Below are 25214 nucleotides of genomic sequence, written 5' to 3'. Positions count from 1 at the left end.
TCAGCCAATTGGTGAGCGAGATTCTACGGCGCTCGCAAACAGAGTCATGAGACAGATTGAGACTATGGAGAAGGAAAAGGCCGCTCTTCGTCGTTACGAAGTTAGTAGCAGCGACAGACTTGAACTCGGGATGAAAACGTCGGGTTGGACGATATACTTAAGTAGACTTCGAACAGAACTTGCGTTGGCGAGGAAATGCAACTTTGTGTCGGCTGACGATATTGCGCGTGTTTGGAACGGCAAGGGATTTAAGACCGGCTACGGAAAGGTCTGGACAGCGCGGCTTGTGAAAATAGCCAAGACAGTCGTCGCCGACGCCGCAATTGAACAAATAACTACCAGGAAATAACTGATACGTCCTTCAACGTCATCATCATCGGTTCTGGGCCCGGCGGTTATGTCGCCGCGTCGCCCGCCGCAGAGCCGATGACGGGACTGGCGCGAATCGTGCGGTCTGCGCTTGGTAAAAGACGTGCAGGCTATAAGTCAGACTAAATCCTGTGAAGGAAAAAAGATGCGGACCTTCCTGATGTCTCTTGGTGTGGTTCTGGTCGCGGCGTCCGTGCAAGCAGCGGACATCAAGGGCGGCAAGGATCATCCGTTGCTGCCGCGTTATGACGGCTCGGAGATCACCCGGTACAAGCAGGAAGCGTTTACTGATTACAAGCTTGTGACCGCGCCCGTTAGAGATCACGGCGGAAAGGATAGGAATCCAAATTCCGTGACCCCGCTGGAGGGTAAGTTCACGCAGATCTCCTACAAGATGCCGGAAGGCCGCGCGGCATTGGAGGTGTTCCGCAACTACGAGCAGGCGATCAAGAAAGCCGGCTTCGAGACGCTCTTCACTTGCGAGCGCGAGGCATGCGGCGGGCGAAACTTCAGCCTCGCTATCGCCGGCGACCCGCTCTACATGCTGTTCGGAGACCAGCAGGCCGACCAGCGCTACATTGCCGCGCGACTCAAGCGGGCCGAAGGCGACGTCTATGCCTCGCTCTATGTCATCATGCACCGCTCGGGTGGTGGACCGCTCAAGGACCGTGCACTGGCGCTTCTCGAAATCACCGAAGTCAAGCCAATGGAGGAACGGATGGTGGTGGTGGACTCGTCCGCCATGCAGCGTGATATCATGGCACAGGGACGTGTCGCGGTTCACGGCATCCTGTTCGACTTCGACAAAGACACCATGCGTTCCGATTCGAAACCGCAGATCGAAGAGATCGCCAAGCTCTTAAATGAGCAGCCCAATATGAAAGTGCTGATTGTCGGGCATACCGATTCCAAGGGAGCGCTCGACTACAACCGCGACCTGTCGTATCGCCGCGCACGATCCATTGTTGAGACCCTTAGCCGCGACTATGGCGTCGTCGCGGCGCGTCTGACTCCACTTGGAGTCGGGATGGCCTCCCCGATGGCGACCAACCGCACCGAAGAAGGTCGTGCGCTGAACCGGCGGGTCGAGCTGGTAGACGCCACGAATTGAGGACAGAAAGCAGAAGCCATGCCTGATACCTCCTTCGACATCGTCATCATTGGCTCCGGTCCGGGCGGTTACGTCACCGCGATCCGTGCCGCCCAGCTTGGATTCAAGACAGCAATCGTCGAGAAGCAACATCTCGGCGGCATCTGCCTGAACTGGGGCTGCATTCCGACCAAGGCGCTGCTGCGCTCGGCGGAAATCTATCATTACATGCAGCATGCCAAGGATTACGGCCTGTCGGCGGAGAATGTGAGCTACGATCCGAAGGCCGTCGTGCAGCGCTCACGCGGCGTGTCCAAGCGCCTCAACGAAGGCGTCGGCTTCCTGATGAAGAAGAACAAGATCACCGTGATCTGGGGCGATGCATCCATCGATGCGCCCGGAAGGATCACGGTGAAGGCGGGCAGCGCCGATGCGCCGAAGGGCGTGCTGGGTGCGGGCAGCTATCAGGCCAAGCACATCATCGTCGCGACCGGGGCGCGGCCGCGCGTGCTGCCGGGGCTGGAAGGCGACCAGAAGCTGGTCTGGACCTATTTCGAGGCGATGGTGCCCGATCGCGTGCCCAAGTCCCTGCTCGTCGTCGGCTCCGGCGCGATCGGCATCGAATTCGCCTCATTCTTCCGCACCATGGGGGCCGAGGTCACAGTTGTTGAGGTGCTGCCGCAGATCCTCCCCGTGGAGGATGCCGAGATCGCCGGCCTTGCCCGCAAGCAGTTCGAGAAGCAGGGCATCAAGATCATGACCGGTGCCAAGGTGACCAAGCTCGACAGGAAGGCGGACAGCGTCGTCGCCACCATTGACGCAGGCGATGGCAAGCCGGTTACCGCCGAGTTCGAGCGGGTGATTTCGGCGGTCGGCGTGGTCGGCAATATCGAAAATCTCGGATTGGAAAAGCTCGGCGTGAAAACTGATCGTGGCTGCATCGTGATCGACGGCCATGGCAGAACCAACGTACCTGGCATTTACGCGATCGGCGATGTCGCGGGACCGCCGATGTTGGCGCATAAGGCCGAGCATGAGGGGGTCATCTGCATCGAAACCATCAAGGGGCTGAAAACGCACCCAATGGACAAGCTGCTGATCCCGGGTTGCACTTATTGTCACCCGCAAATCGCGTCTGTCGGCCTGACCGAAGCCAAGGCCAAGGAGGCGGGCAAGGACATCCGTGTCGGCCGCTTCCCGTTCGCAGGCAACGGCAAGGCCATCGCGCTGGGCGAGGATCAGGGGCTGGTGAAGGTCATCTTCGACAAGATGACTGGGCAATTGCTCGGCGCGCACATGGTCGGCGCGGAAGTCACCGAACTGATCCAGGGTTACGTGGTTGCGATGAACCTGGAGACGACCGAGCAGGAATTGATGCACACCATCTTCCCGCATCCGACGCTCTCGGAAATGATGAAGGAAGCGGTCCTCGACGCCTACGGGCGCGTGCTGAACATGTAAGAGCAATAGCGGGTTTGGACAGCAACCGCGCAGGCTCGGATTTAGCCTGCTCGGACTACCGCAAAACTGGACATTGCTCGGTCAGAATCCGCGCGAGTTATTGATTGAGGGTACATATCGCAGAGCAACAGAGCATGTTGCCCCGCGATATCGTTGTTGCCAGGTCGCAACACCAGCCGGTCATTTAACCCTACAAACAGGTGGCTCTTGCAGACGCCGCTATTTAGCCACACCCCTTCGTGAAGAATTTACCCGTCGGCTAAAAGGCTGGCGCTTTTGGTGGCTCGGACGTCCCGGAAGCGTCTTCAGAAAAAATGGCCGCTGGGAGGAGTGGGTTCGCGATGGACGTCGAGGCGGGCATCAAGGGCAGGCTGTCGAACCGTCACCTCGCGGAAGGTCAGAAGCGCGTGCCCGGCCGTTCGGGTTCGTATGGCGCGCGATGGATCGTTTCTCTTAACCCTGCCGGGCTCGCGATCGTTGTTGGCGACACGCGGATCGTAACGGCGGTCGGCCGGCCTTCTGACGTAAATTTGATTTTTGCCCGATGCCTTGACCGCGAGACCGAATGGCGGATCGGCGCGACTAATCCTACATCCGGCGAGCGCACAAAATACGCTCGGCAGTTTGGACAAATGTTTAGTGGTACCCTGACCTATTCGGGCGGGATGTTCGAGAAGTTGCGTTATGCGGATGGCTAGGAGCACAGCTTTTGCGTTGGCGTGGAGCGTGGCGTGCGTGAGCGCGTCGGCCTTTGCCTTCGATGGAACCGTGGCCGGACAGCAGGATGCCGCCGCGGCGCTTCCCGTAGCCTCTGCGCCCCTCGCTGGTGGGGAGACGCTGAAAAAGGCGGTGGCCCCGAGCGCGTCGTTGACAGCCCTGCAGTATGCGGCCGAGGGTGGGCACCCGATTGCCCAGTGGCGGCTGGGGCGTATGTACGCCAACGGCGATGGCGTCACCCAGGATGATCTACGCGCTTTCCAGTACTTCAGCCGTATTGCCAATGCGCATGCCGAGGACAGCCCTTCGGCACCGCAGGCCCCCGTTGTGGCCAATGCGTTTGTTGCGCTTGGACGCTATTACCTACAGGGGATTCCTAACTCGACCATCAAGCGCGACGCCGAGCGCGCGCGAGAGATGTTTTCCTATGCGGCCTCCTACTTCGGCAATGCCGATGCGCAATACGATCTGGCGCGGCTTTATCTGAAAGGGGTCGGAGCTCCTCACGATGTCAAGTACGGCGCTCGTTGGCTAGGTCTTGCGGCGCAAAAGGGCCAGCATCAGGCGCAGGCGATGCTCGGCAAGATGCTGTTTGTCGGCGATCAGTTACCCCGGCAGGCTGCGCGCGGGCTGATGTGGCTGACGCTGGCACGCGATGCCGCTCAGCCGGACGAGACCTGGATCACCGAGAGTTACAATAAGGCGATCGCGAAGGCTTCGGAAGACGACCGCGCCATGGCGCTGCAGATGCTGGAGCACTGGGTGCAGGGACGGCGGGACTAGCGCGGAAGTGCGGTAGCGGTCCGCCGTATAGCTCTGAAATCTCGAAAACAAGAAGACTGCGTCGCTAAGGCTGTCCGGCGGGGTCCAGCTCCAGATCGATCCAGACGGGAACATGGTCCGACGCCTTCTCCCAGCCGCGGACATGACGATCGATTCCTACTCCGCTGAGCCGGTCACTGGCCTGCGGCGACAGCAACAGATGATCGATCCGCAATCCGTTGTTCTTCTGCCAGGCGCCGGCCTGATAATCCCAGAAGGTATATTCCCCCGCGGCATCCGACACCGCTCGTAACGCGTCGGTCAGGCCCAGCCCGAGCAACGTCTGAAACGCTTGCCGTGTTTGCGGGCGAAACAAGGCATCATCGACCCATGCGGAAGGGTTGTACACGTCACCCGCTGTAGGGATGACGTTAAAATCGCCCGCAAGTACGAAGGATTCTTCGCTTTTCAGCTGCTCTTTTGAATACTCAATAAGTCGGGATATCCACTTGAGTTTGTAAGGATATTTATCGGTGTTCGGCGGATTTCCATTGGGCAAATAGAGACAGGCGATCCGGACGACCCCTTGTTTGAGTGAGACAACGCCTTCAAGGAATCGCGACTGTACGTCGTCGTCATCGCCGGCCAGCCGGGGCCGGGTTTCGTCGAACGGGAACTTCGATAGCAGCGCCACGCCATTAAAAGTCTTCTGACCGTGCGTCACCACATTGTAGCCGAGCGCCTCAATGGCTTCGCGCGGGAATTGTTCATCAACGCATTTGATTTCCTGGAGACAGACGACATCGGGCGCGGTCTCCCGCAGCCAGGCGAGCAGGTGATCCAGGCGCTGCCGGACCGAATTGACGTTCCAGGTGGCTATGCGCATGAGACGGTCCCGCGTGCGATGACCGACATGATCGGGCAATCCCGCGCAAAGGTCTTCTTTCGGCGGAGGAGCGGGTTAAACCCGCGCATGACATGAAAGCCTAGATCGAAAAGCTGGTGCCGCAGCCGCAGGACGCGGTGGCGTTCGGATTGACCACGCGGAACGACGCTCCGATAAGATCGTCAACGAAATCGACTTCGGACCCGCTCAGGAACGGGACGGAGGCTGGATCGACGAGCACCACTGCGGAATCTCGCGCGATCACCAGATCATCGTCCGCTTTGGCCCGTTCGATGTCGAATTTGTATTGAAAGCCCGAGCAGCCGCCGCCTTCGACGCTGATGCGCAACATGGCGCCGTTACCCTCGGATTTCAGGATTTCCCCGATCCGCCGCGCCGCGCGCTCGCTGACGGTGATGTTGGTTTCTGTCATCCTGCGACTCCGTATGAGATGGCGGATATTGTCCAATATTTTGAATTACCCGCAAGCCATAGTTAAGTGCCCGGACGACAGAATCAAACGATCGGAAGGGGGCAAGTGCCGTGGCAGTCGGAATGGCAGCTCCCCGCGCGCCTTTTGCCAGCGAGCCCGACCGCAGCCGCGGTCGGTTGTATGACGAGCCGCCGAGCCGGACCCGCAGCGCGTTCCGGCGCGATTGCGACCGGGTGATCCATTCGACGGCGTTCCGGCGGCTGAAACACAAGACCCAGGTATTCGTCTATCATGAGGGCGATCACTTCCGGACCCGGCTCACCCATACCCTCGAGGTGGCGCAGATCGCCCGCGCGCTGGCCCGGCAGCTCGGGCTCGATGAGGATCTGACGGAAGCGCTGGCGCTGGCGCATGATCTCGGCCATCCGCCGTTCGGCCACGCCGGCGAACGGGCGCTGGACCTCTGTCTCGGTCCGTATGGCGGTTTCGACCACAACGCGCAGACGCTGCGGATCGTAACCCTTTTGGAACACCGCTACCCGGATTTCGATGGCCTTAACCTCACCTGGGAAACGCTAGAGGGGATCGTCAAGCACAACGGTCCGCTGACGGATGCCGCGGGGAACGCCATTGGACGTTATCAGTGTCGCGGCGTTCCACTGGGTATCGTCGATTTCAACCGGACCTGCGATCTGGAGCTATGGAGCTTCGCCTCGCTCGAGGCGCAGGTTGCGGCCATTGCCGACGACATCGCCTATAACACCCATGACATCGACGATGGCTTGCGCGCCGGCTTGTTCGCTGTCGATGATCTTAAGGAAATGCCGTTAACTGACGGAATAATCGCCGATATCACACGCCGTCATCCGACGCTGGATCATGGCCGGCGCGGCGCCGAATTGGTGCGTGAGCTGATCTCCTATCTGATCATGGCCGTTTTGTCCGAGGCGGGCACGCGGCTTGCCGTTGCGCAGCCGCGGTTGGTCGATGACGTGCGGCGGCACTCTGCGCCGCTGCTTGCCTTTCCGACGGAGGTGGCAGAGGCCGAGACTCGGATCAAGGCGTTTCTCAAACAACGGATGTATCGCCATCTCCGCGTCGTGCGGGTGATGGACCAGGCCGAGACTATTGTTCGGGACCTGTTTGTACGCTACCGCGACGATCCGGCGGCGCTGCCTGCCGAATGGCTGCCGGAGAATGGCAACAACCGCGAATTCGATGCCGAAAAAGCGCGCAGGGTTGGCAATTTCATCGCCGGGATGACCGACCGGTTCGCTATCAACGAGCACAGGCGTCTTTTTGACTCGACTCCGGAATTGCGTTAGGCGGCGCGTATTCCAGGTCCACTCAAATCGCAGAAATCATGACCAATTCCAGTCCATCGCAGCATCTTTTCGCGGATGTGCTTGCGCGCGTGCTTAAGGCGTGCGCCGCGCTCGTGGAAGACGAAGCGCTGCCGGCCGGGCTTGATCTGTCGCGGATCGTGGTTGAGCCGCCGAAAGATGCCGCCCATGGTGACATGGCGACCAACGCTGCCATGGTTCTGGCGAAGGACGCCAAGACCAAGCCGCGCGATCTTGCCGAACGGATCGTGACAAAACTGCGCGCTGACGACTTGGTCGAAAACGCCGAGATTGCTGGTCCCGGTTTCATCAATTTGACCCTGAAGTTGCAGGTCTGGTCTAATGTACTGCGCGACCTGCTGCGCGAAGGCGAGGGCTATGGCCGCAGCGCGGCCGGCGCGGGCGAAAAGGTCAATGTCGAATACGTCTCCGCCAATCCAACCGGCCCCATGCATGTCGGACATTGCCGCGGCGCGGTGTTTGGCGACGCGCTGGCGAGCCTTTTGTCATTCGCCGGCTATGACGTCACGCGCGAATACTACATCAACGATGCGGGCGCGCAGGTCGACGTGCTCGCGCGCTCGGCATTCCTGCGCTATCGCGAGGCACTCGGCGAAAACATCGGCGAAATTCCGGAAGGGCTTTACCCCGGCGACTATCTGAAGCCAGTCGGGCAGGCGCTTGCCGACGAGCACGGCGACAAGTTGTTGAGGGCGCCGGAAGCCGAATGGCTTCCCATCGTGCGCGCCATCGCGATCGCCATGATGATGGAGATGATCAGGGGCGATCTCGACGCGCTGAACATCCGCCACGAGATGTTCTTCTCGGAGCGCTCGCTGATTGAGGGCGGTATGGACCGAGTCGCCGCCACCATCGATTTTCTGCGACAGAAGGGCGACGTCTATGAGGGTCGATTGCCGCCGCCGAAGGGCGCTCCGGTAGAGGACTACGAGGATCGCGAGCAAACTCTGTTCCGCGCCACAGCCTACGGCGACGATGTCGATCGTCCGCTGAAAAAATCGGATGGCGGTTACACCTACTTCGCCTCCGATATCGCCTATCACAAGACGAAATTCGACCGCGGCTTCCTCAACATGGTCGATGTCTGGGGAGCCGATCACGGCGGTTACATCAAGCGCGTTCAGGCAGCGATCAAAGCCGTTACCGCAGGCAAGGCGACGCTCGACGTCAAGATCGTGCAGCTCGTCAAGCTGTTGCGCAACGGCGAGCCGGTGAAGATGTCGAAGCGCGCCGGGGATTTCGTGACGTTGCGCGAAGTGGTCGATGAAGTCGGCTCCGACGCCGTCCGCTTCATGATGCTATTCCGCAAGAATGACGCGGTGTTGGATTTCGATCTTGCCAAAGTCATCGAGCAGTCGAAGGACAACCCGGTGTTCTACGTACAGTACGGCCACGCCCGCGGGTTCTCGATCTTCCGCAACGCGCGGGAAGTGTTCCCGGACCTTCCTGAAACAGATGCGGCGCGGAGGGATTTCCTCGGGGCGGCGGCTATGGAACGGCTGTCCGATCCGGCGGAACTCGGATTGCTGCGGCGGCTCGCGCTCTACCCGCGAACCGTCGAAGCGGCCGCGGTGGCACACGAACCGCACCGGATCGCATTCTACCTGTATGATCTTGCAAGTGAATTTCACGCGCTTTGGACGAAAGGGCGCGATTTGCCTCATTTACGCTTCATTATCAATAATGATGCACAAATAACCAGGGCACGGTTGGCGCTGGTTCAGGGTGTTGTCGCTGTTCTGGCATCCGGACTTGCCGTTCTCGGCGTTCACGCGCCGACCGAGATGCGATAGTGGTTTAGCCATCATGAAGGGGATCGTGATGGGCTTGATTGGCAGCTGTTTCGTTTAGAACGAGCGAGTTGGCGCCTTTCCGAAAGGGACGCGACATCACAATGGCTCATCGATATCAGGACAGACCTTTCCCGGAGGACGATGATTACGGGCGCGACGATCGGGGCGCGACAACTCCCCCCGAGCCGGATCCGCTTGCGGAACTTGCGCGTCTGATTGGTCAGACTGATCCCTTCGGCGATGTCAAACGAGTAGCACCGGTGGCTCCGGTGGATGATCCCGTAGATCATTTTGAGCCGCAGCCCACCGCAGAGGATGAGGTTCCAGCCAGTCCGCCGCAGTGGATTCAGAGGCGAATGGCCCAACCTGATCCTTCGCCGGAGCAGTTCGAATCCCCGCCGCATCCGGTTCTGCGGCGCGCGGCGGTTTATCCCGACAATCAGCATCAGCCGCCTGAGCCAGAGTCATATTATCAGGCTGACCGTTATGACGACGTGCTGTACGGGAGGCGGCCGGACGAGCAGCCGGCGTATGCGTATGGGGATCATGTTCCACGCGACGCGTATGAAGGCCAGTTTCCGCGCGAGACCTATACGGAAGCGCCATTCGGCTACGAGAACGGTTATGAGGAAGTTGATCCGGCGCCCGGGCGTCGCGGCAAAATGGCAACCGTGGTCGCGGTTTTAGTGCTCGCCGTGGTCGGTACTGGTGCGGCGTATGCTTATCGCACCTTTGTTGGAAATGCCCCGAAAGGTGAGCCGCCGGTCATAAGGGCCAACACCGAACCGAACAAGATTGTGCCTCAGCAGGCCACTTCCGGGGATGCCGTTGGCAAGTTGCTTCAGGACCGAATGTCCTCGGAGAACGGTACCGAGCAGATGGTGTCTCGCGAAGAGCAGCCAGTCAACGTTAAGGATGCCGTTAACGCCGGCCCGCGTGTTGTATTCCCGCCGTTGAACCAGAACGGCCATCCGCCGTCCGCAGCAAGCGTGGCTCCGAACATCAAGCCTCCCGCGACGGCGGCAAACGGAACAGTTGCTGGCGATGAACCACACAGGGTCAGGACCCTGACGGTCCGTGGTGATCCGGCCGATCTAACGGCGGCGGCCGTTGCGCGGCCTGAGTCCTCCGAATCTCGGCATACGACTCCCACGGGTCCTGCATCCGGGGCAAATGCGCCTCAGTCGGTGTCACCACAGGCTGCCGAACCGCGCACCCGAATAGCTTCGACCAATCCGACCCAGCAGGCGCCGGTCGTCGCCAGTACTGGGGGTTATTTGGTGCAGGTTTCCTCTCAGCGTAACGAGGCGGACGCGCGGGCATCGTTCCGGCACCTGCAGGGTAAATTCCCGGTGCTGGGATCGCGCGCTCCTTTAATCAAACGCGCAGACCTTGGCGCCAAGGGTGTCTACTATCGTGCCATGGTCGGTCCGTTCGGTTCCTCCGAGGAGGCCTCGCGTTTCTGCGGAAGCCTCAAATCGGCCGGCGGACAGTGCGTCGTCCAAAGGAATTAACGGCCGATTCCTTGACCGTCGCGGCCGATGAAGGCTAATCGGCCGCCATGAGTTCGCGCGCATTCATCACGGGAGCGTCAGGCCTAAGTCTGACAACGGAGGAGCGCGAATTCCTGCGCGAACAGCGCCCGTGGGGGTTCATTCTGTTCAAAAGGAATGTAGACAATCCCCTGCAAGTCGCTCGTTTAGTTCAGGAGTTTAGAGAAGCCGTCGAGGATAGCGATGCTCCTGTCCTGATAGACCAGGAAGGCGGCCGCGTGCAGCGGTTGGGACCGCCCCACTGGCCCGTCTATCCGGCAGGCGCGACGTTCGGCGTCCTCTATGACCGCGACCGCGACGCGGGGCTAAAGGCCGCACGGCTCAGCGCACAACTGATCGCGGCCGATCTCGCCGATCTCGGCATCACAGTCGACTGCCTGCCGCTGGCGGATGTTCCTGTACCCGGTGCGGATGCCGTCATCGGTGATCGCGCCTATGGCGCTGATCCTCACAAGGTCGCGACGATCGCACGGGCCGTTACTGAGGGACTAGAGCAGGGTGGTGTTCTGCCGGTTCTCAAGCACATTCCGGGTCACGGTCGGGCGACTGCTGACACCCATCACCGACTCCCGATTGTGGAAACCTTGAAAGACGATCTGGAGGCCTTTGATTTCGCTGCATTTCGTCCCCTTGCGGACCTGCCGATGGCGATGACCGCACATGTTGTGTTCAGTGCAATTGATGCCACCCAACCGGCCACGACATCTGCGACAATCATCGAACGGGTGATTCGCGGGACCATCGGGTTTCAGGGATTATTGATGAGTGATGACGTGTCCATGAACGCGTTGGCGGGATCGATCGCCCAGCGGACGAGAGCAATCGTTGCGGCTGGCTGCGACATAGTCCTGCACTGCAATGGCAATCTGGATGAGATGCGGCAGGTCGCCAGCGAAGCTCCGGAGCTATCGGGTTTTGCGCTGGACCGCGCCCGGCGAGCCCTGGCCAAGCGCAAGCCGCCGCAACCGTTCGACCGCGAAGCGGCGCGGGCGGAACTCGACGCGTTAACGGCAGCGGGGGCAGCGAGCGCATGAGCGCGGAAATTCTGTCGTTTGAAACAGGTCGGCCCACCGAGCCCGTCGTCATCGACGAGGTTGCGCTCGTGGTCGATGTCGAGGGTTATGAAGGCCCGCTTGACCTTTTGCTGGCGCTTGCCCGCCAGCAAAAGGTCGACCTGTCGAAAATTTCCATTCTGGCGCTTGCCGATCAGTATCTCGTTTTCATAGAGGCGGCCCGCAAGATTCGTCTCGAACTGGCCGCCGACTATCTGGTCATGGCGGCATGGCTAGCATTTCTGAAATCGCGCTTGCTGCTGCCGGAGCCCCCGACGCCGGATGGGCCCAGCGCCGGGGAGATGGCGACGGCGCTTGCCAATCGCCTGCGGCGTCTTGAGGCCATCCGGGAGGCGTCGAACCGCCTGATGAATCGTCAGCAGTTGGGGCGTGACATCTTTCCGCGAGGCAACCCGGAATCGATCGCTGAGATTCGCCATCCGAGATTCACCGCGACGCTGTTCGACCTGCTCTCCGCTTATGCCGTGCAACGGCAGCAGCGTGTATTGACGACCGTTCATATGGCCAAGCGAACGGTCTGGTCGTTGAGCGAAGCACGAGCCTCGCTTGAGCGTCTGGTCGGTCTCTCCGGCGAGGATTGGGGATGTCTCGACCAGTATCTGATGACCTTTGTTGTCGATCCGTCGCAGCGGGCTACCGTGTTCGCGTCGAGTTTTGCGTCTGCACTCGAATTGGTGCGCGAGGGTGTCATGGATCTGAATCAAAAAGAGGCCTTCGCACCGCTTTATTTTCGCAAGCGTGCGCGGCAGCCGGCACCCGATCCGATGGCGGGGCCGGACACCTCGACGCAGTAAGTGAAGAAGGAGAGCGAGCATGGCAAGCTTGGCGGAAATGCGCGTGGAGCAGCTCGAGGAATTTGAGTCGGAACGACCCGCAGCGCGTCCCGAGGAATTACGGTTGTTGGAGGCGCTGCTATTCGCTTCATCCGAGCCGCTGGATCAGGCCGCGCTGGCCAAGCGGATGCCCGACGGTGTCGACATCAAAATGGCCCTTGCCCAGTTGCAGGCGGACTACGCCTCGCGGGGCGTCAACCTGGTGCGCATCGCCAATAAGTGGACATTCCGTACAGCGGGCGATCTGGCGTGGCTGATGACGCGGGAAAGCACGGAAACCCGGCGTCTGTCGCGCGCGGCGATCGAGGTGTTGGCGATCATTGCCTATCATCAGCCTGTGACCCGCGCCGAGATTGAGGAAATTCGCGGCGTCGTCACCTCCAAGGGGACGCTCGACGTGCTGCTGGAGACCGGGTGGATCAAGCCGCGCGGCCGCCGCAAGACACCAGGCCGCCCGCTCACCTTCGGAACGACAGAGACGTTCCTGTCCCAGTTCAGCCTCGAAAATCTCGGCGACCTGCCGGGCCTGGAAGAACTGAAGGGAACGGGGCTGCTGGATTCTCGTCTGCCGGGCGGGTTCAGTGTTCCCACACCTTCCGACGATCCGACTTTGCGGGACGATGAGGAGCCGCTTGAGGCGGGCGATCTCGAACTGGCGCTAGTTCCGCCTCTGGATCCTGAAAGCGATAGTTCGAGCAGCGGCGGCTCGGCGCAGTAGGGTCTAAGCCTAGCTTGAGCTAGAGGCTCTCCGCTGCTGATCGGATCGGTCGCGGGTTCGATGTTTTTTTGGTCTGACGCGTTTTAGCCGCGATTTTTCGCGCGTGTTCCTCCGCCGCTTGCGTTGCCTGCTGGGCCTCCCCGCGCCGGCCGAACCCTCACCACCATAACCGTCACGCAGGTCGTCAGCGCGTAGTCAGGACCACCGTTCCATCATCAGATTCTGGTTGCCAGAATAGCCTATAAGTGTCTGAAAAAACGACGGGAAAAAACCGCCTTGCAGGGCTGCCGAAGGTGGTCTTCCGAGCCTCGATAAGCTATATGAATCCAAGTAGAAACCGACCGGAATCCTTCTTTGTCAGACACCGACGACACCAAACCCGGGGAGCCGCCGGCGCCTTCGGGCATTCGGCCCGTTTCGATCCTCGATGAGATGAAACGAAGCTATCTCGATTACGCCATGAGCGTAATCGTGGCGCGGGCGCTGCCGGATGCGCGTGACGGTCTCAAGCCGGTTCACCGGCGAATTCTCTACGCGATGTACGAGAACGGTTTCGAGTGGAATAAGCCCTATCGCAAGTCGGCGCGCACCGTTGGCGACGTCATCGGTAAGTACCATCCTCACGGCGACCAGTCGGTCTACGACGCGCTGGTGCGTATGGCGCAGAGTTTCTCGATGCGCGTGCCGCTGATCGACGGGCAGGGCAATTTCGGCTCGGTGGACGGCGATATGGCAGCGGCCATGCGCTACACCGAATCCCGCCTTACCAAGATCGCGCAATCGCTGCTCGACGATATCGACAAGGACACCGTTGATTTCCAGCCCAACTACGACAACAGCGAGAAGGAACCCTCGGTCCTTCCGGCGAAGTTTCCAAACCTTTTGGTCAACGGCGCCGGCGGCATTGCCGTCGGCATGGCTACAAACATCCCGCCGCACAATCTCGGCGAAGTCATCGATGCCTGCGTGGCGCTGATCGACAATCCCGCGCTGGGGATCGACGACCTCATCAACATCATTCCGGGCCCGGATTTTCCAACCGGCGGCATTATCCTCGGGCGGCAAGGCATCCGCTCGGCTTATCACCTCGGCCGCGGCTCGATCGTGATGCGCGGCAAGGTGTCGATCGATACGATCCGCAAGGACCGCGAAGCGATCGTGATTTCGGAGATCCCGTATCAGGTCAACAAGGCCAGTATGGTCGAACGTATCGCCGAGCTGGTGCGCGAGAAGAGGATCGACGGTATTTCGGACTTGCGTGACGAATCCGATCGAGAGGGTTTCCGCGTCGTCGTCGAGTTGAAGCGCGACGCCGTTCCGGAAGTCGTGCTCAACCAGCTCTACAGGTTCACGCCGCTGCAAACCAACTTCGGCGCCAACATGGTGGCGCTGGATGCGGGTCGGCCGCAGCTCATGAATCTGAAAGACCTGCTGACGCTGTTCATCGCGTTCCGCGAACAGGTCGTCACCCGCCGAACCAAATTCTTGCTCAACAAGGCGCGCGACCGCGCCCATATCCTGGTTGGCCTGGCCATCGCCGTCGCCAATATCGACGAGATCATTCGTGTGATCCGGGAGTCTCCCGATCCAACCACGGCACGTGATACCCTGATGTCGCGCGATTGGCCGGCGAAGGACGTGGCGGCGATGATCACGCTGATCGACGATCCGCGCCACCGCATGTCGCCGGACGGCACCGCGCGGCTGTCGATGGAGCAGGCCAAGGCTATTCTCGATCTGCGCCTGCAACGCCTGACCGCGCTTGGCCGTGAGGAAATTTCTGACGAGCTCGACAAGCTCGCCATCGAGATTGCCGATTATCTGGAGATCCTGCGGTCGCGCGCCCGCGTACAGGCCATCATCAAGAGTGAGCTTGGCGCGGTGAAGTCCGAATTCGCCACTCCGCGCAGGACGATTATCGTCGAACAGGAAGGTGAGGTCGAAGACGAGGACCTGATCCAGCGCGAGGACATGGTCGTGACCGTCTCGCACGCGGGTTATGTCAAACGGGTGCCGCTATCGGCCTATCGCGCTCAAAAGCGGGGCGGGAAGGGCCGCTCCGGAATGCAGACGAGGGATGAGGATTTCGTCAGCCGGCTGTTCGTGGCATCGACCCATACACCGGTGCTGTTCTTTTCATCTCGCGGACAGGTCTACAAGGAAAAGGTCTGGCGGCTGCCGATGGCGGCCCCGAATGCGCGCGGCAAGGCGATGATCAACATCCTGCCGCTCGAACAGGGCGAGCGCATCACCACCATCATGCCGCTTCCTGAAGATGAATCGTCGTGGGCCGACCTGGATGTGATGTTCGCGACCACCAGCGGAACGGTCCGCCGCAACAAGCTCTCCGATTTCGTCGATGTCCGGCGCTCCGGCATCATCGCGATGAAGCTTGGTGAGGGCGAGTCGATCGTCGACGTCCAGATATGTACTGAGCGCGACGATGTGCTGCTGACCGCCGCAGGCGGTCAGTGCATCCGGTTTCCGGTCACCGACGTACGCGTGTTCTCGGGCCGGACATCGATGGGCGTACGCGGCATCGCGCTGGCTAAGGGCGACCGGGTTATCTCACTGTCGATACTGCATCACTTCGACGCCACGCCGGCCGAACGCGCCGCGTACCTCAAACAGTCCGGCGCGATCCGCCGCGCTGCAACCGGCGAGGATATCGAGCCCGAGGAGGCGACGCCCGAGGCTGACGAGGCCGCACATACCGATCTCTCGCTGCCCGAAGGGCGCTATGTGGAGATGGGCGCCGCCGAGCAGTTTGTGCTCACTGTCACCGCACAGGGTTATGGCAAGCGATCGTCGTCGTTCGAATTCAGGGTTTCAGGACGTGGCGGCAAGGGTATCCGCGCGACCGATCCGACCAAACTCGGCGAGATCGGCCATCTCGTGGCTGGATTCCCGGTCGAAATGTCGGATCAGATCATGCTGGTGAGTGATGGCGGGCAATTGATCCGAGTGCCGGTGGAAGGCATCCGCATCACCAGCCGCGCTTCCAAGGGCGTTCGCGTGTTCAATACGGCGGATGATGAGCATGTGGTGTCGGTCGAACATATCCGCGAGGATGGCGAAAACGGCAACGGCGGATAGCGGGCTTTGCCCCTTTGCGCCAAATGCAAAGGCCGCTCGCGTCATGCGGGCGGCCCCTCCTTAGGCGATCAAGGAACGGAATTAAATCCGGATCAGCGATGCTCTGGCGTGACGAGCCGAGCTTCACGAACTACCGTTTTGGAGCCGGCGGCGCGAAGGCAGGACGTTTCGAAATTCGGCCAGGCTCGCTGTGAGCAGGTCGTTCCAACCGGGTGGATGTCCAGCCGGTCCGCTTTGGCGAGCGGAACGGGCGTGCTGGCGGAAACCTGGGGAGCAAAACCGGGAAGAACGGTGAGGGCGGCTGCGATGAACGCCGCGACCGCGACTGCGGAAAGAGCTTTGATCATGACGGTCCCCTGTAATTTGAGCCTGTCCGTTTGTTTTGGCGGCCCGTTTGTTGGGCGGATTGATAACCGACCCTGGTTTCGCGATATCTTCGCCAGCCATGAAAAGCGGTTTCATCATGCGAAGAATTGTTTCAACCTGGTCTTTCGGACGAAACAAAATCCTGAAATCTGTAATGATTTCAGTTGTCCCCTGACGTACGATAAGACGCGTACACCCCCGCAGCGGTTCGATCGGCGCCAAGAAATAAATATCGACGGAAGCCCCGAATATTGTGGAACCCGGCCTGCTTGCGGCCCCTGAACAGGCGCGCTAGAGGGGGTGATGCCACGCGTCGCGCTCTATCCGGGATCGTTCGACCCCGTCACCAACGGCCATCTCGACGTCGTCAGACACGCCGTCGTCCTATGTGACCGGCTGATCGTGGCTGTCGGCGTTCACCCCGGCAAGACGCCGCTGTTTTCGGCAGAAGAGCGTCTTTCGATGGCACGCTCGGTGTTCGAACCGATCGCGGTTGAAGCGGGCTGCGCCTTCGATTGCGCGACTTACGACGACCTCACAGTCGTAGCCGCGCATAAGGCCGGTGCCACGATTCTGGTTCGGGGCCTGCGCGATGGCACCGATCTCGACTATGAAATGCAGATCGCCGGTATGAACGAGACTATGGCCCCCGACGTGCATACGGTGTTCGTTCCGGCTTCGCCCGGCGTCCGCCCGATCACCGCCACACTGGTGCGCCAGATCGCAACGATGGGCGGCGATGTCTCAGCTTTCGTTCCGCAACTGGTCGCCTCGGAGCTCAAGACCAAATTCGCCGGTTGAATGAACCGATCTTCCTCTGATCCGGAGTTATCATGATTAGAATCCTTGGCCTCGTTGCCGCGCTGATGTTCGTGGTCCCCGCCCTTGCGCAGCCATTGCCGACCAGTCTCGACAAGCAGAACGCCATCGTGATCGACACCACGAAAGGCCAGATTGTCATCAAGCTTCGGACCGACATCGCGCCCAAACATGCCGAGCGCATCAAGCAGCTTGCTCGTGATGGCTTCTACAATAACGTTCCGTTCCATCGCGTCATGGATGGCTTCATGGCGCAGACCGGCGACGGCAAAAATTTCAACGGTACCGGTGGCTCGAAGTATCCGAACCTCCAGGCCGAGTTCTCCACCGTTCCGTTCAAGCGCGGCGTGGTCGGCATGGCGCGCGCGGGAAGTAATGACTCGGCGAATTCGCAGTTCTTCATCTGCTTTGACGACGCGTCCTTCCTCAACAACAAATATACCGTGGTCGGCGATGTCGTCTCCGGCATGGATGTGGTGGACAAGTTGAAAAAGGCGCCCGCCGGGTCGCGAAGCGGCACCGTCACCGATCCGGACAAGATGCTGAAGGTTCAGGTTGCCTCCGATATCAAGTGAGCGCAGCCCATGCGCTGGCTGACCGTAATGGTTGCGATCTGCATCGCCGGCGTATCACCAGATACGATGGCGCAGGACGGCGGCGTGGCGAATCTGGCCGCCATGTCCGCGCGCTTGAAGGGATGCTGGCAGCCGCCCGCTTTGCCGCGCGACAGTGCCGGCATGGAGATCACCGTGCAGTTCACATTCAGGCGGGACGGCAGCTTGTTGGGTCGGCCGCGGATTACTTACGAGAGGCACGACGCAACGGACGGAGAGCGTATCCTCTACCGGACGGCCGTGATGGAAGCATTACAACGCTGCGCACCGATGCCATTTACCTCAGGCATGGGCGAAGCGATTGCGGGCCGTCCCCTGACCATCCGATTTGACGATCGACGAACCCCTCCCAAAGCAAGAGAAGAGAAGAGAGCATGGCTGAAAACGAAAACACTTTGATCCTCGAAACCACGCAGGGACCCGTGACTATCGAAATGCGGCCCGATCTCGCTCCCGGTCATGTTGCGCGGATCAAGGAGCTGGTTCGTGAGGGGTTCTACGATGGTATCGTATTCCATCGCGTTATCGATGGCTTCATGGCGCAGACCGGATGCCCGCAAGGCACCGGTATGGGCGGCTCAGGCCAAAAACTGAAGGCTGAGTTCAACAGGGAGCCCCATGTGCGTGGCACCGCATCCATGGCGCGAGCGCAAAGTCCGGATTCGGGTGACAGTCAGTTCTTCATCTGCTTCGACGATGCGTCTTTCCTGAACGGGCAATATACTGTCTGGGGCAAAGTGATCGAAGGTATGGAGAACGTCGACAAGATCAAGCGCGGTGAGCCAGTGCAAAATCCTGACAAGATCGTGAAGGCCAGGATAGCGGCCGACGCTTGAGGCGATATTCCGACTCTTCAGACCGACGTGAAATGGCCGGATGCGTTCCGGCCATTGACGTTTCGGGCTAACGGGTTCAGTGACGAGTTACATCCGTCAGCTTGATAATTTCATGCGAACCGATCTCTTCGATTTCGAATTGCCGGCCGAGAGCATTGCGCTGCGTCCGGCGAGCCCGCGCGATTCCGCGCGGATGCTCGTGGTGCAGCCCGGGGCCGGTTTACGCGACCAACGGGTAAGAGATCTTCCAGAATGGCTGCGGCCCGGTGACCAACTCGTCGTGAACGATACGCGTGTCATCGCCGCTCAGTTGCATGGCCGCCGCATCGGTCGCGAGACTGAGCCGAGGATCGACGCCACGCTGATCAAGCGCCTCGACGGTTCTCGCTGGAGCGCATTGGTCAGGCCGGCCAAGAAGCTCATGACGGGAGACATCGTTCGCTTTGGCAACGAGGGACGGGTGTGCTTCCTCGGGCACCTCGATGCGCAGGTCGAAAGCAAAGGCGAGGAGGGCGAAGTGACGTTCGCCTTTTCGTTTCACGGACCCACGCTGGATCAGGCCATTGCCGATCTGGGCTCAACGCCGCTACCGCCATACATTGCATCAAAGCGCGCGCCCGACGACCGCGATGCTGCAGACTATCAGACGATGTTCGCAGCTCATGAGGGAGCCGTCGCTGCACCGACCGCGGGACTGCATTTCACGCCGGCGATCGAAGCGGCGCTACGCGAACGCGACGTGGGCCTTCATCGGATCACCCTGCATGTCGGTGCCGGTACGTTTCTTCCGGTCAAAGCCGAAGACAGCGCCGGGCATCGTATGCATTCGGAATGGGGTACGATATCCGCCGAAACCGCGGCCGCGCTGAACGCGACGCGAGCGAGCGGTGGTCGGATCGTTGCCGTCGGAACGACATCGCTTCGGCTTTTGGAAAGCGCGGCAGGCGACGACGGTCAAATCGCGCCGTTCACCGGGGAGACCGCGATATTCATCACGCCGGGCTATCGCTTTCGCGCGGTCGATATCCTGATGACAAATTTTCATCTGCCGCGGTCGACGCTGTTTATGCTGGTCTCGGCCTTTAGCGGTTTTGAAACCATGAAACATGCCTATGCTCATGCGATCGCGGGGGGGTACCGGTTCTATTCCTATGGCGACGCCTGCTTGCTGTTTCCGGACAGGTCGGACGCATGAGCCTCGCCAACCATTTCGAAATTCTCGGACGCGACGGCAGCGCTCGCACCGGACTTCTCACCACAGCTCACGGCGCGGTGCGCACACCGGCGTTCATGCCCGTCGGGACACAAGGCGCCATGAAGGGCCTCCAATGGCAAGAGGTGCGCGACGCCGGGACCGATATCGTGCTCGGCAATACCTATCACCTGATGCTGCGGCCCGGAGCTGAGCGGATCGACGAACTCGGCGGCTTGCAAAAATTCACGACCTGGGGCGGGCCGATGTTGACGGATTCCGGCGGGTTCCAGGTGATGTCGCTGGCCCAGTTGCGAAAGGTGAAAGAGCAGGGCGTGACGTTTCGCTCTCATATCGACGGTACCGCGATCGAACTGACGCCTGAACGCGCCGTCGAGGTTCAGCGGCTGCTCGGCTCCGACATCGCGATGCAGCTCGACGAATGCGTTCGGCTCCCCGCCGAGCGTACCGACATTGAGCGCGCTATGCAGCTCTCGCTGCGCTGGGCCGAGCGCAGCAGGCGCGCTTTCGAGGGCGCCCCCGCCGCCAACATGCTGTTCGGCATCGTTCAAGGTGGGGACAGCTCCGACCTGCGGCGCACGAGCGCGTGCAGGCTGACCGAGATCGGCTTTCACGGTTACGCCATCGGCGGTCTCGCGGTCGGAGAACCGCAGGCCATCATGCTCGCGATGATCGAGGAAACCGCGCCGTGGCTGCCGGTGGACCGGCCGCGCTATCTGATGGGTGTGGGGACGCCGGACGATTTGCTGGAAGCAGTCGCGCGCGGCATCGATATGTTCGATTGCGTCATGCCGACACGGAACGGACGCCACGGCATGGCCTTCACCCGCTTCGGCCAGATCAATCTTCGCAACGCCCGTCACGCCGACGACCCGCGTCCACTCGACGAAGAGAGTTCATGGCCGGCATCGCGAAATTATTCGCGCGCCTATCTGCATCATCTGGTGCGATCCGGCGAAACGCTCGGCGCGATGCTACTCTCCGGGATCAACATCGCATATTATCAGAGCCTGATGCAGGCTATGCGTACGGCGATTAAAGGAGGAACCTTTCAGCAGTTTCGCGAGCTGACACGCGAAGGCTGGGCGCGCGGCGATATCGCTATGCGCTGATGTCTGACTGCATCGGAAAAGATCGTATCAATTGCAGGCGATGCGTTGGACGACATGCTTGGTTACGAAGCCGTAACCGCATGTGTCGCAGCTCCACAAGTGGCCGATGACGTTGTCGGGCAAGTATGCGGATGCTTCCGCTGCAATCATCGAGTCGGCGCAAACCGGGCACGTCGGAAGATCGCTTCCGCGAGGCACGGAGTGCGGCAGGGCGGTCGACCGGATTTCAGCAATCGCTGGCATTCGTGACCTCCTTATGAAAATTAATCAGTCTGGACTTTCGGGCACGCTACACGCATCGTTTGACGATGTCGCAACACAAATGCGTTTCTTTTACGAATTCCAGTTCTGCAAGTATCGGGCTTGGCGCAACGTATTGCTGCCAGACTTTAGCCCCCGACACGCTGGCTGATCGTGATGAGCATTGTTCAACTACTCGAGGACGCTGACATGGATACAAAATCAAAGGTTGATGCACCGCACCATGCCGGCCGTGGCCGTGTGTTCGACAGCATTGTCGATACGGTTGGAGACACCCCGATCGTCCGGCTGCGCAGGCTGCCACAACAGCATGGTGTGAATGCAATCATTCTGGCCAAACTGGAATACTTCAACCCAGCCACGAGCGTGAAAGATCGTATCGGCGCGGCAATGATCGTGGCAATGGAGAAAGCTGGCAAGATCGATGCCGACACGGTTCTGATCGAACCGACCTCGGGAAACACTGGCATAGCGCTGGCGTTCGTTGCGGCCTCGCGTGGCTACCGCCTGAAGCTGGTGATGCCAGAGTCAGTCTCGACGGAGCGCTGCAAGATGCTGGCCTTTCTGGGAGCGGAAATCGTTCTGACGCCGGCGGCCGAGGGTATGAAAGGATCAATCGCCATGGCCGAGGAGCTGGTGCGCACGACTCCGCACGCCGTCATGCCGCAACAGTTCAAGAACCTCGCCAATCCGGAGATTCACCGGCTCACCACGGCCGAAGAGATATGGAACGATACCGGCGGGAACATTGATTGGGTCGTGGCTGGGGTCGGGACTGGCGGGACCATAACGGGGATTGGTCAGGCCCTGAAGCCCCGCAAGCCGTCCTTGCGCATCGTTGCAGTCGAACCCGAGGAGAGCGCGGTACTGTCGGGCGGACGGCATTCGCCGCACAAGATCCAGGGGATCGGCGCGGGTTTTGTCCCCCAAATCCTGGATCGTTCCGTCATTGATGAGGTCGTGAAAGTCGATAGCGCCACGGCATTGGAAACCGCCCGTGCCTTGGCGCGTAGCGAAGGCATTCCAGGGGGGATTTCGTCCGGTGCAGCTGTTGCAGCGGCGCTTGCCATCGGCCGGAGGCCCGGCAGCGAAGGCAAAACCATTCTTGCCGTCGTCCCCTCGTTCTCGGAGCGATATCTCTCGACGGCGTTGTTCGAGGGAATCTGACCAGAGTCTTTCACCGCTTCACGGAACGGTGAAAGACTCGATCTTTTTCTGACGTGCTTTTCTTCTCGCAACCGAATTGCACTTCGTTCGGAAGCGCTATACCGAAGACTGCGCTGAGATCAGGAACGGGACAGCGAGATATTGGCCCCCCTGAACTGACCGTCCGAACTGATGACCACGTCCTGCCGGTTGCCGTTCGTCTTCATCTTGAGCTTTGCCGTAAATGCGGGAGCGCTGACGTCGACGTTAAACTGGCCGTTACCGGCCCGTCCTTCGAGGGTTCCGCTAACATTGCGGCTGGTCTCGCGCCACTCTCCCGACAGAACGCCGTTACGAGCGAGCACATTGCTTCTGAGTTCGAATTTGTAACTGTCGCTGGCGCATAGCAGCGTCTGATTGAGGCCCTGGGCATCGCCACTCACGGCATAGGTGGCCTTGCAGCGGATCTTTTCGGTTGAGCCATCCTCGAGCTGGATACTGCCACGTCCGGTCCAGACACCCGCCAAGCCTTCAAACGGCCCCGCTCCAGCGGAGCTAGCGGATATCGACAGCATCACCACAGCGCCGAGCGCGCACGCGGCGGATAATCCTCGTGACATGATCCCCCCAAATCCCATTTGCATCATCCCATTATTACTGACGCGAAGCTTCCCAGCGCCCGCTACAAGGAACTCCTCCGGACGCTCCATTCCACTTCCCCGATCCAACATTACCGTTGAGCTGTCCGTTGGCGTAAGCGCCGCGGATGGATACCTTCACGTAACCTTGGTTTCCGACACTGCCGGTGATGTCAGCGCCTGCCGCCGAAACCTTACCGTCGGTAACGGTCAGAGGATATTGCGCCACCGGGTCGCAGGTGCCCGTCTTGGTGACGATTTTGACGTTCCAAAGCCCGTCATAAGTTTTTCCGGCAAGCGCCGGGGAAGCCAAGCCCGCAATCAGGCCACATGAAAAAAGAACAGCATGAATGCGAACATGACGCATGAACTAATTCCTCGATTTTCGTGATCGCCGCGTTATTCCGGCAGATTGTGTCCAAAATAGCGGCAGGGCGGATCGCGGCCGATAGCTTGAGGCCAGCGTCAGGTTCGCGCGCACGAAATAGTGTCTCGGCCGATATTGGCCAATCACTAATCAATTCAATATATTACCTCCGCGCATCAGTCGCGCACTTAAAGAAACTCCTGACCCGCCACTGTTGCTGTCCAGCAAAACCGTAACGAATCGGGCAGTTTATTGACCTTGAAACGCTCATACTCAGTTTCGGTGAGGAAGAATAGAGATCTTCAAAAGACGCCGTATCGAGGCTGGATATGACGATATACGGCTGCCGGCAAGCCAGAATTTCAGATGCTGTTCGTTGAGGATAGCGACATGCGGGCCCTATGCCTTCGACGATTGGCAACTAGAGATTACCCACCGTGTTGCTTCAAAGGAGTTCAAAGGAGAGAATATATTCAATCCGACCGAGGCCTAAAGTCAGGAGGTTTCTGGTCGGGAATACTCAAGGCCTCGCATGAAGGATGACGCACAGAAGAGCCTGCTGCAGTGGCTGGCTCCCGAATTCGCAGCGAACGGTCTGCTGCGGGACGAACCTTGGGTTCAGGCCTGTGCACATGAAGCTGAGAACATGTTCGCGGTCAGGCCATTGGCGATCGCGGCTGTGACCATGGTCGTGGCCGAACCTTTCGCGATCGATTATCTGCGGCAAGCTCCGGTCCTCGTCGTCGCGGCGGCGCAGGGCATGGAGTGTTTTCGCCCAAGCGAACGAGAATTTATCCAGCAGGACTGGCAAGCGATTGTTCATGATCGCCCAAAATTGCGCGATCTCTTGAGGTATTATGGACTTATCCGGCCCTTACGCGCGCTAAAAGGGCAAGCGTTTCGTGCTGGTCCCACCGAATATCAGACCATTCAGAATTTGTGCGATATCCCGCCCTCACCACTGGCGCAGGCAATTCCATCCGCGATCCGCAAGCAGCACAACTGGTTGCGCGCGCTGGGGGAATGGTCCGAGGCAATGTGTCGTCGTGAGCAGAGTGCGAAGGCCCTCTTTGACTGGGCAGTGTGCGCGATGGGTGATCATACGGCGAGCACGGCTGGTGGTTCCCTGGATCAGGCGTCCGCTGTTGCGGATTATGCGGCATTTCATATCGGCCGGTTCAATCGGCGCTGGAGTTATGAACGCGCTTACCGAGCGGCGCTCGAGTGGCACGATGAGCTCGCGCAAGCCAGCAGCGAGAAGGCGTACCTTCTGACCCACAAGATCGGGTGGAACGAGGTCATCGACTATGGAGACCTGCCGCGCAGGAGAATCATTGATGGGTACGAAATTGTAGCGCTTCAGTCAGGCGCGGCGCTTCACGCCGAGGGCGCGGAAATGCATCATTGCGTTGCGAGCTACGCAGGAAATGTCATACGCGGCTTCAGCCGAATTTTCTCGGTGCGCGGAGACGGCCAGCGGCTTGCGACGTTCGAGGTCAGTAAATCAGGCTTCCTGCTTGCGTCGGGCGAATTTCTTCAACTGCCTGCAAGAAAACGCTCGCCTTACAAGCTTATTCAGATCAAGGGACCATACAATTCCGAGGTCTCCCAAGACGTTGAGAAGGTGATTCAGGCGTTTATCTCCAGCCTGAACCAAGCCGCCCCAACGGTCGGTTGAGCAGTTTTGTCCCAGG

General features: G+C 60.0%; 25 protein-coding genes. 19 read left to right on the top strand and 6 right to left on the bottom strand.

Translation table 11 applies throughout. The features are described from left to right. The first annotated feature begins 514 nt into the window (after positions 1-514). The 4 genes from B2M20_RS10550 to B2M20_RS10535 all read left to right on the top strand — a co-directional run bounded on the left by B2M20_RS10550 (position 515) and on the right by B2M20_RS10535 (position 4420). Entirely contained in the window at positions 515-1480 is a 966-nt protein-coding gene (locus B2M20_RS10550) for an OmpA family protein (RefSeq protein WP_079446977.1), read from the top strand. An 18-nt stretch (positions 1481-1498) separates the two neighbouring features. Further along, a complete protein-coding gene (gene lpdA / locus B2M20_RS10545; RefSeq protein WP_079446976.1) occupies positions 1499-2920 on the top strand; it encodes a dihydrolipoyl dehydrogenase in 1422 nt (473 codons plus the stop codon). A 341-nt stretch (positions 2921-3261) separates the two neighbouring features. Then, positions 3262-3618: a hypothetical protein gene (locus B2M20_RS10540; protein ID WP_079446975.1), complete on the top strand. Its 357-nt coding sequence runs from the start codon at positions 3262-3264 to the stop codon at positions 3616-3618. Next, positions 3605-4420, top strand: a complete 816-nt coding sequence (locus B2M20_RS10535; protein WP_087881154.1) for a tetratricopeptide repeat protein — start codon at positions 3605-3607, stop codon at positions 4418-4420. The genes B2M20_RS10540 and B2M20_RS10535 overlap by 14 nt, the downstream gene beginning before the upstream one ends. 64 nt (positions 4421-4484) lie before the next feature. On the opposite strand, the gene xth is transcribed toward B2M20_RS10535, so the two are convergent. Together xth and erpA are read right to left on the bottom strand one after the other, a co-directional pair. Beyond that, the gene (gene xth / locus B2M20_RS10530; protein ID WP_079446973.1) at positions 4485-5285 is read right to left on the bottom strand and encodes an exodeoxyribonuclease III; all 801 of its coding nucleotides are present in this window, start codon (positions 5283-5285) and stop codon (positions 4485-4487) included. A 100-nt stretch (positions 5286-5385) separates the two neighbouring features. Further along, positions 5386-5718: an iron-sulfur cluster insertion protein ErpA gene (gene erpA, locus B2M20_RS10525; RefSeq protein ID WP_079446972.1), complete on the bottom strand. Its 333-nt coding sequence runs from the start codon at positions 5716-5718 to the stop codon at positions 5386-5388. A gap of 110 nt (positions 5719-5828) precedes the next feature. Between erpA and B2M20_RS10520 the strand changes: the two genes are divergently transcribed. The 7 genes from B2M20_RS10520 (at position 5829) to gyrA (ending at position 16148) form a co-directional block, all read left to right on the top strand. Next, on the top strand, positions 5829-7043 hold the full coding sequence (locus tag B2M20_RS10520; protein WP_173815978.1) for a deoxyguanosinetriphosphate triphosphohydrolase: 1215 nt from the start codon (positions 5829-5831) through the stop codon (positions 7041-7043). A gap of 38 nt (positions 7044-7081) precedes the next feature. After that, positions 7082-8875: an arginine--tRNA ligase gene (gene argS, locus B2M20_RS10515; protein WP_079446970.1), complete on the top strand. Its 1794-nt coding sequence runs from the start codon at positions 7082-7084 to the stop codon at positions 8873-8875. A 101-nt stretch (positions 8876-8976) separates the two neighbouring features. Beyond that, positions 8977-10389 carry an SPOR domain-containing protein gene (locus B2M20_RS10510; protein WP_079447049.1) on the top strand — a complete coding sequence of 471 codons (1413 nt, stop codon included), beginning with the start codon at positions 8977-8979 and terminating at the stop codon, positions 10387-10389. Between the two features lie 47 nt (positions 10390-10436). Beyond that, positions 10437-11462: a beta-N-acetylhexosaminidase gene (nagZ, locus tag B2M20_RS10505; protein WP_079446969.1), complete on the top strand. Its 1026-nt coding sequence runs from the start codon at positions 10437-10439 to the stop codon at positions 11460-11462. Then, complete coding sequence (locus tag B2M20_RS10500; RefSeq protein ID WP_079446968.1) at positions 11459-12295, top strand: segregation and condensation protein A; 837 nt, start codon at positions 11459-11461, stop codon at positions 12293-12295. Before nagZ ends, B2M20_RS10500 begins: the two co-directional genes overlap by 4 nt. Before the next feature lie 19 nt (positions 12296-12314). Continuing rightward, positions 12315-13052 (top strand): SMC-Scp complex subunit ScpB, encoded by a 738-nt coding sequence (gene scpB, locus B2M20_RS10495; RefSeq protein ID WP_079446967.1) that lies wholly within the window; start codon positions 12315-12317, stop codon positions 13050-13052. Between the two features lie 354 nt (positions 13053-13406). Continuing rightward, the gene (gyrA, locus tag B2M20_RS10490) at positions 13407-16148 is read left to right on the top strand and encodes a DNA gyrase subunit A (RefSeq protein WP_079446966.1); all 2742 of its coding nucleotides are present in this window, start codon (positions 13407-13409) and stop codon (positions 16146-16148) included. A 92-nt stretch (positions 16149-16240) separates the two neighbouring features. Here the strand turns inward: gyrA and B2M20_RS10485 are convergent, their stop codons facing one another. Further along, positions 16241-16495 carry a hypothetical protein gene (locus tag B2M20_RS10485; protein WP_079446965.1) on the bottom strand — a complete coding sequence of 85 codons (255 nt, stop codon included), beginning with the start codon at positions 16493-16495 and terminating at the stop codon, positions 16241-16243. Between the two features lie 322 nt (positions 16496-16817). Between B2M20_RS10485 and coaD the strand changes: the two genes are divergently transcribed. The 6 genes from coaD (at position 16818) to tgt (ending at position 21108) form a co-directional block, all read left to right on the top strand. Beyond that, a complete protein-coding gene (gene coaD / locus B2M20_RS10480) occupies positions 16818-17315 on the top strand; it encodes a pantetheine-phosphate adenylyltransferase (RefSeq protein WP_079446964.1) in 498 nt (165 codons plus the stop codon). Between the two features lie 32 nt (positions 17316-17347). After that, a complete protein-coding gene (locus B2M20_RS10475) occupies positions 17348-17908 on the top strand; it encodes a peptidylprolyl isomerase (protein WP_079446963.1) in 561 nt (186 codons plus the stop codon). A 9-nt stretch (positions 17909-17917) separates the two neighbouring features. Next, positions 17918-18346 (top strand): energy transducer TonB, encoded by a 429-nt coding sequence (locus B2M20_RS10470; RefSeq protein WP_079446962.1) that lies wholly within the window; start codon positions 17918-17920, stop codon positions 18344-18346. Continuing rightward, positions 18322-18783 carry a peptidylprolyl isomerase gene (locus tag B2M20_RS10465; protein ID WP_079446961.1) on the top strand — a complete coding sequence of 154 codons (462 nt, stop codon included), beginning with the start codon at positions 18322-18324 and terminating at the stop codon, positions 18781-18783. The genes B2M20_RS10470 and B2M20_RS10465 overlap by 25 nt, the downstream gene beginning before the upstream one ends. A gap of 112 nt (positions 18784-18895) precedes the next feature. After that, complete coding sequence (gene queA, locus B2M20_RS10460; RefSeq protein ID WP_079446960.1) at positions 18896-19978, top strand: tRNA preQ1(34) S-adenosylmethionine ribosyltransferase-isomerase QueA; 1083 nt, start codon at positions 18896-18898, stop codon at positions 19976-19978. Continuing rightward, complete coding sequence (tgt, locus tag B2M20_RS10455; RefSeq protein ID WP_079446959.1) at positions 19975-21108, top strand: tRNA guanosine(34) transglycosylase Tgt; 1134 nt, start codon at positions 19975-19977, stop codon at positions 21106-21108. Before queA ends, tgt begins: the two co-directional genes overlap by 4 nt. Positions 21109-21135: 27 nt before the next feature. Here the strand turns inward: tgt and B2M20_RS10450 are convergent, their stop codons facing one another. Next, entirely contained in the window at positions 21136-21351 is a 216-nt protein-coding gene (locus B2M20_RS10450) for a hypothetical protein (protein ID WP_079446958.1), read from the bottom strand. Positions 21352-21558: 207 nt separating this feature from the next. Here B2M20_RS10450 and cysK point away from each other — a divergent pair, with 207 nt between their 5' ends. Continuing rightward, the gene (cysK, locus tag B2M20_RS10445) at positions 21559-22536 is read left to right on the top strand and encodes a cysteine synthase A (protein WP_079447048.1); all 978 of its coding nucleotides are present in this window, start codon (positions 21559-21561) and stop codon (positions 22534-22536) included. 119 nt (positions 22537-22655) lie between these two features. On the opposite strand, the gene B2M20_RS10440 is transcribed toward cysK, so the two are convergent. Continuing rightward, entirely contained in the window at positions 22656-23153 is a 498-nt protein-coding gene (locus B2M20_RS10440) for a hypothetical protein (protein ID WP_079447047.1), read from the bottom strand. Positions 23154-23169: 16 nt separating this feature from the next. After that, on the bottom strand, positions 23170-23520 hold the full coding sequence (locus B2M20_RS10435; RefSeq protein WP_079446957.1) for a hypothetical protein: 351 nt from the start codon (positions 23518-23520) through the stop codon (positions 23170-23172). 532 nt (positions 23521-24052) lie between these two features. On the opposite strand from B2M20_RS10435, the gene B2M20_RS10430 reads away from it, so the two are divergent. Further along, positions 24053-25198, top strand: coding sequence for a PcfJ domain-containing protein (locus B2M20_RS10430; RefSeq protein ID WP_079446956.1), 1146 nt, complete (start codon positions 24053-24055; stop codon positions 25196-25198). Positions 25199-25214 lie beyond the last annotated feature (16 nt).

Source organism: Nitrobacter vulgaris (assembly GCF_002028545.1).
In the GTDB taxonomy this organism is placed as follows: Bacteria; Pseudomonadota; Alphaproteobacteria; order Rhizobiales; family Xanthobacteraceae; genus Nitrobacter; species Nitrobacter vulgaris.
Note: the sequence above shows the minus strand (reverse complement) of the source record. Positions and strands in the feature narration are given on the sequence as shown.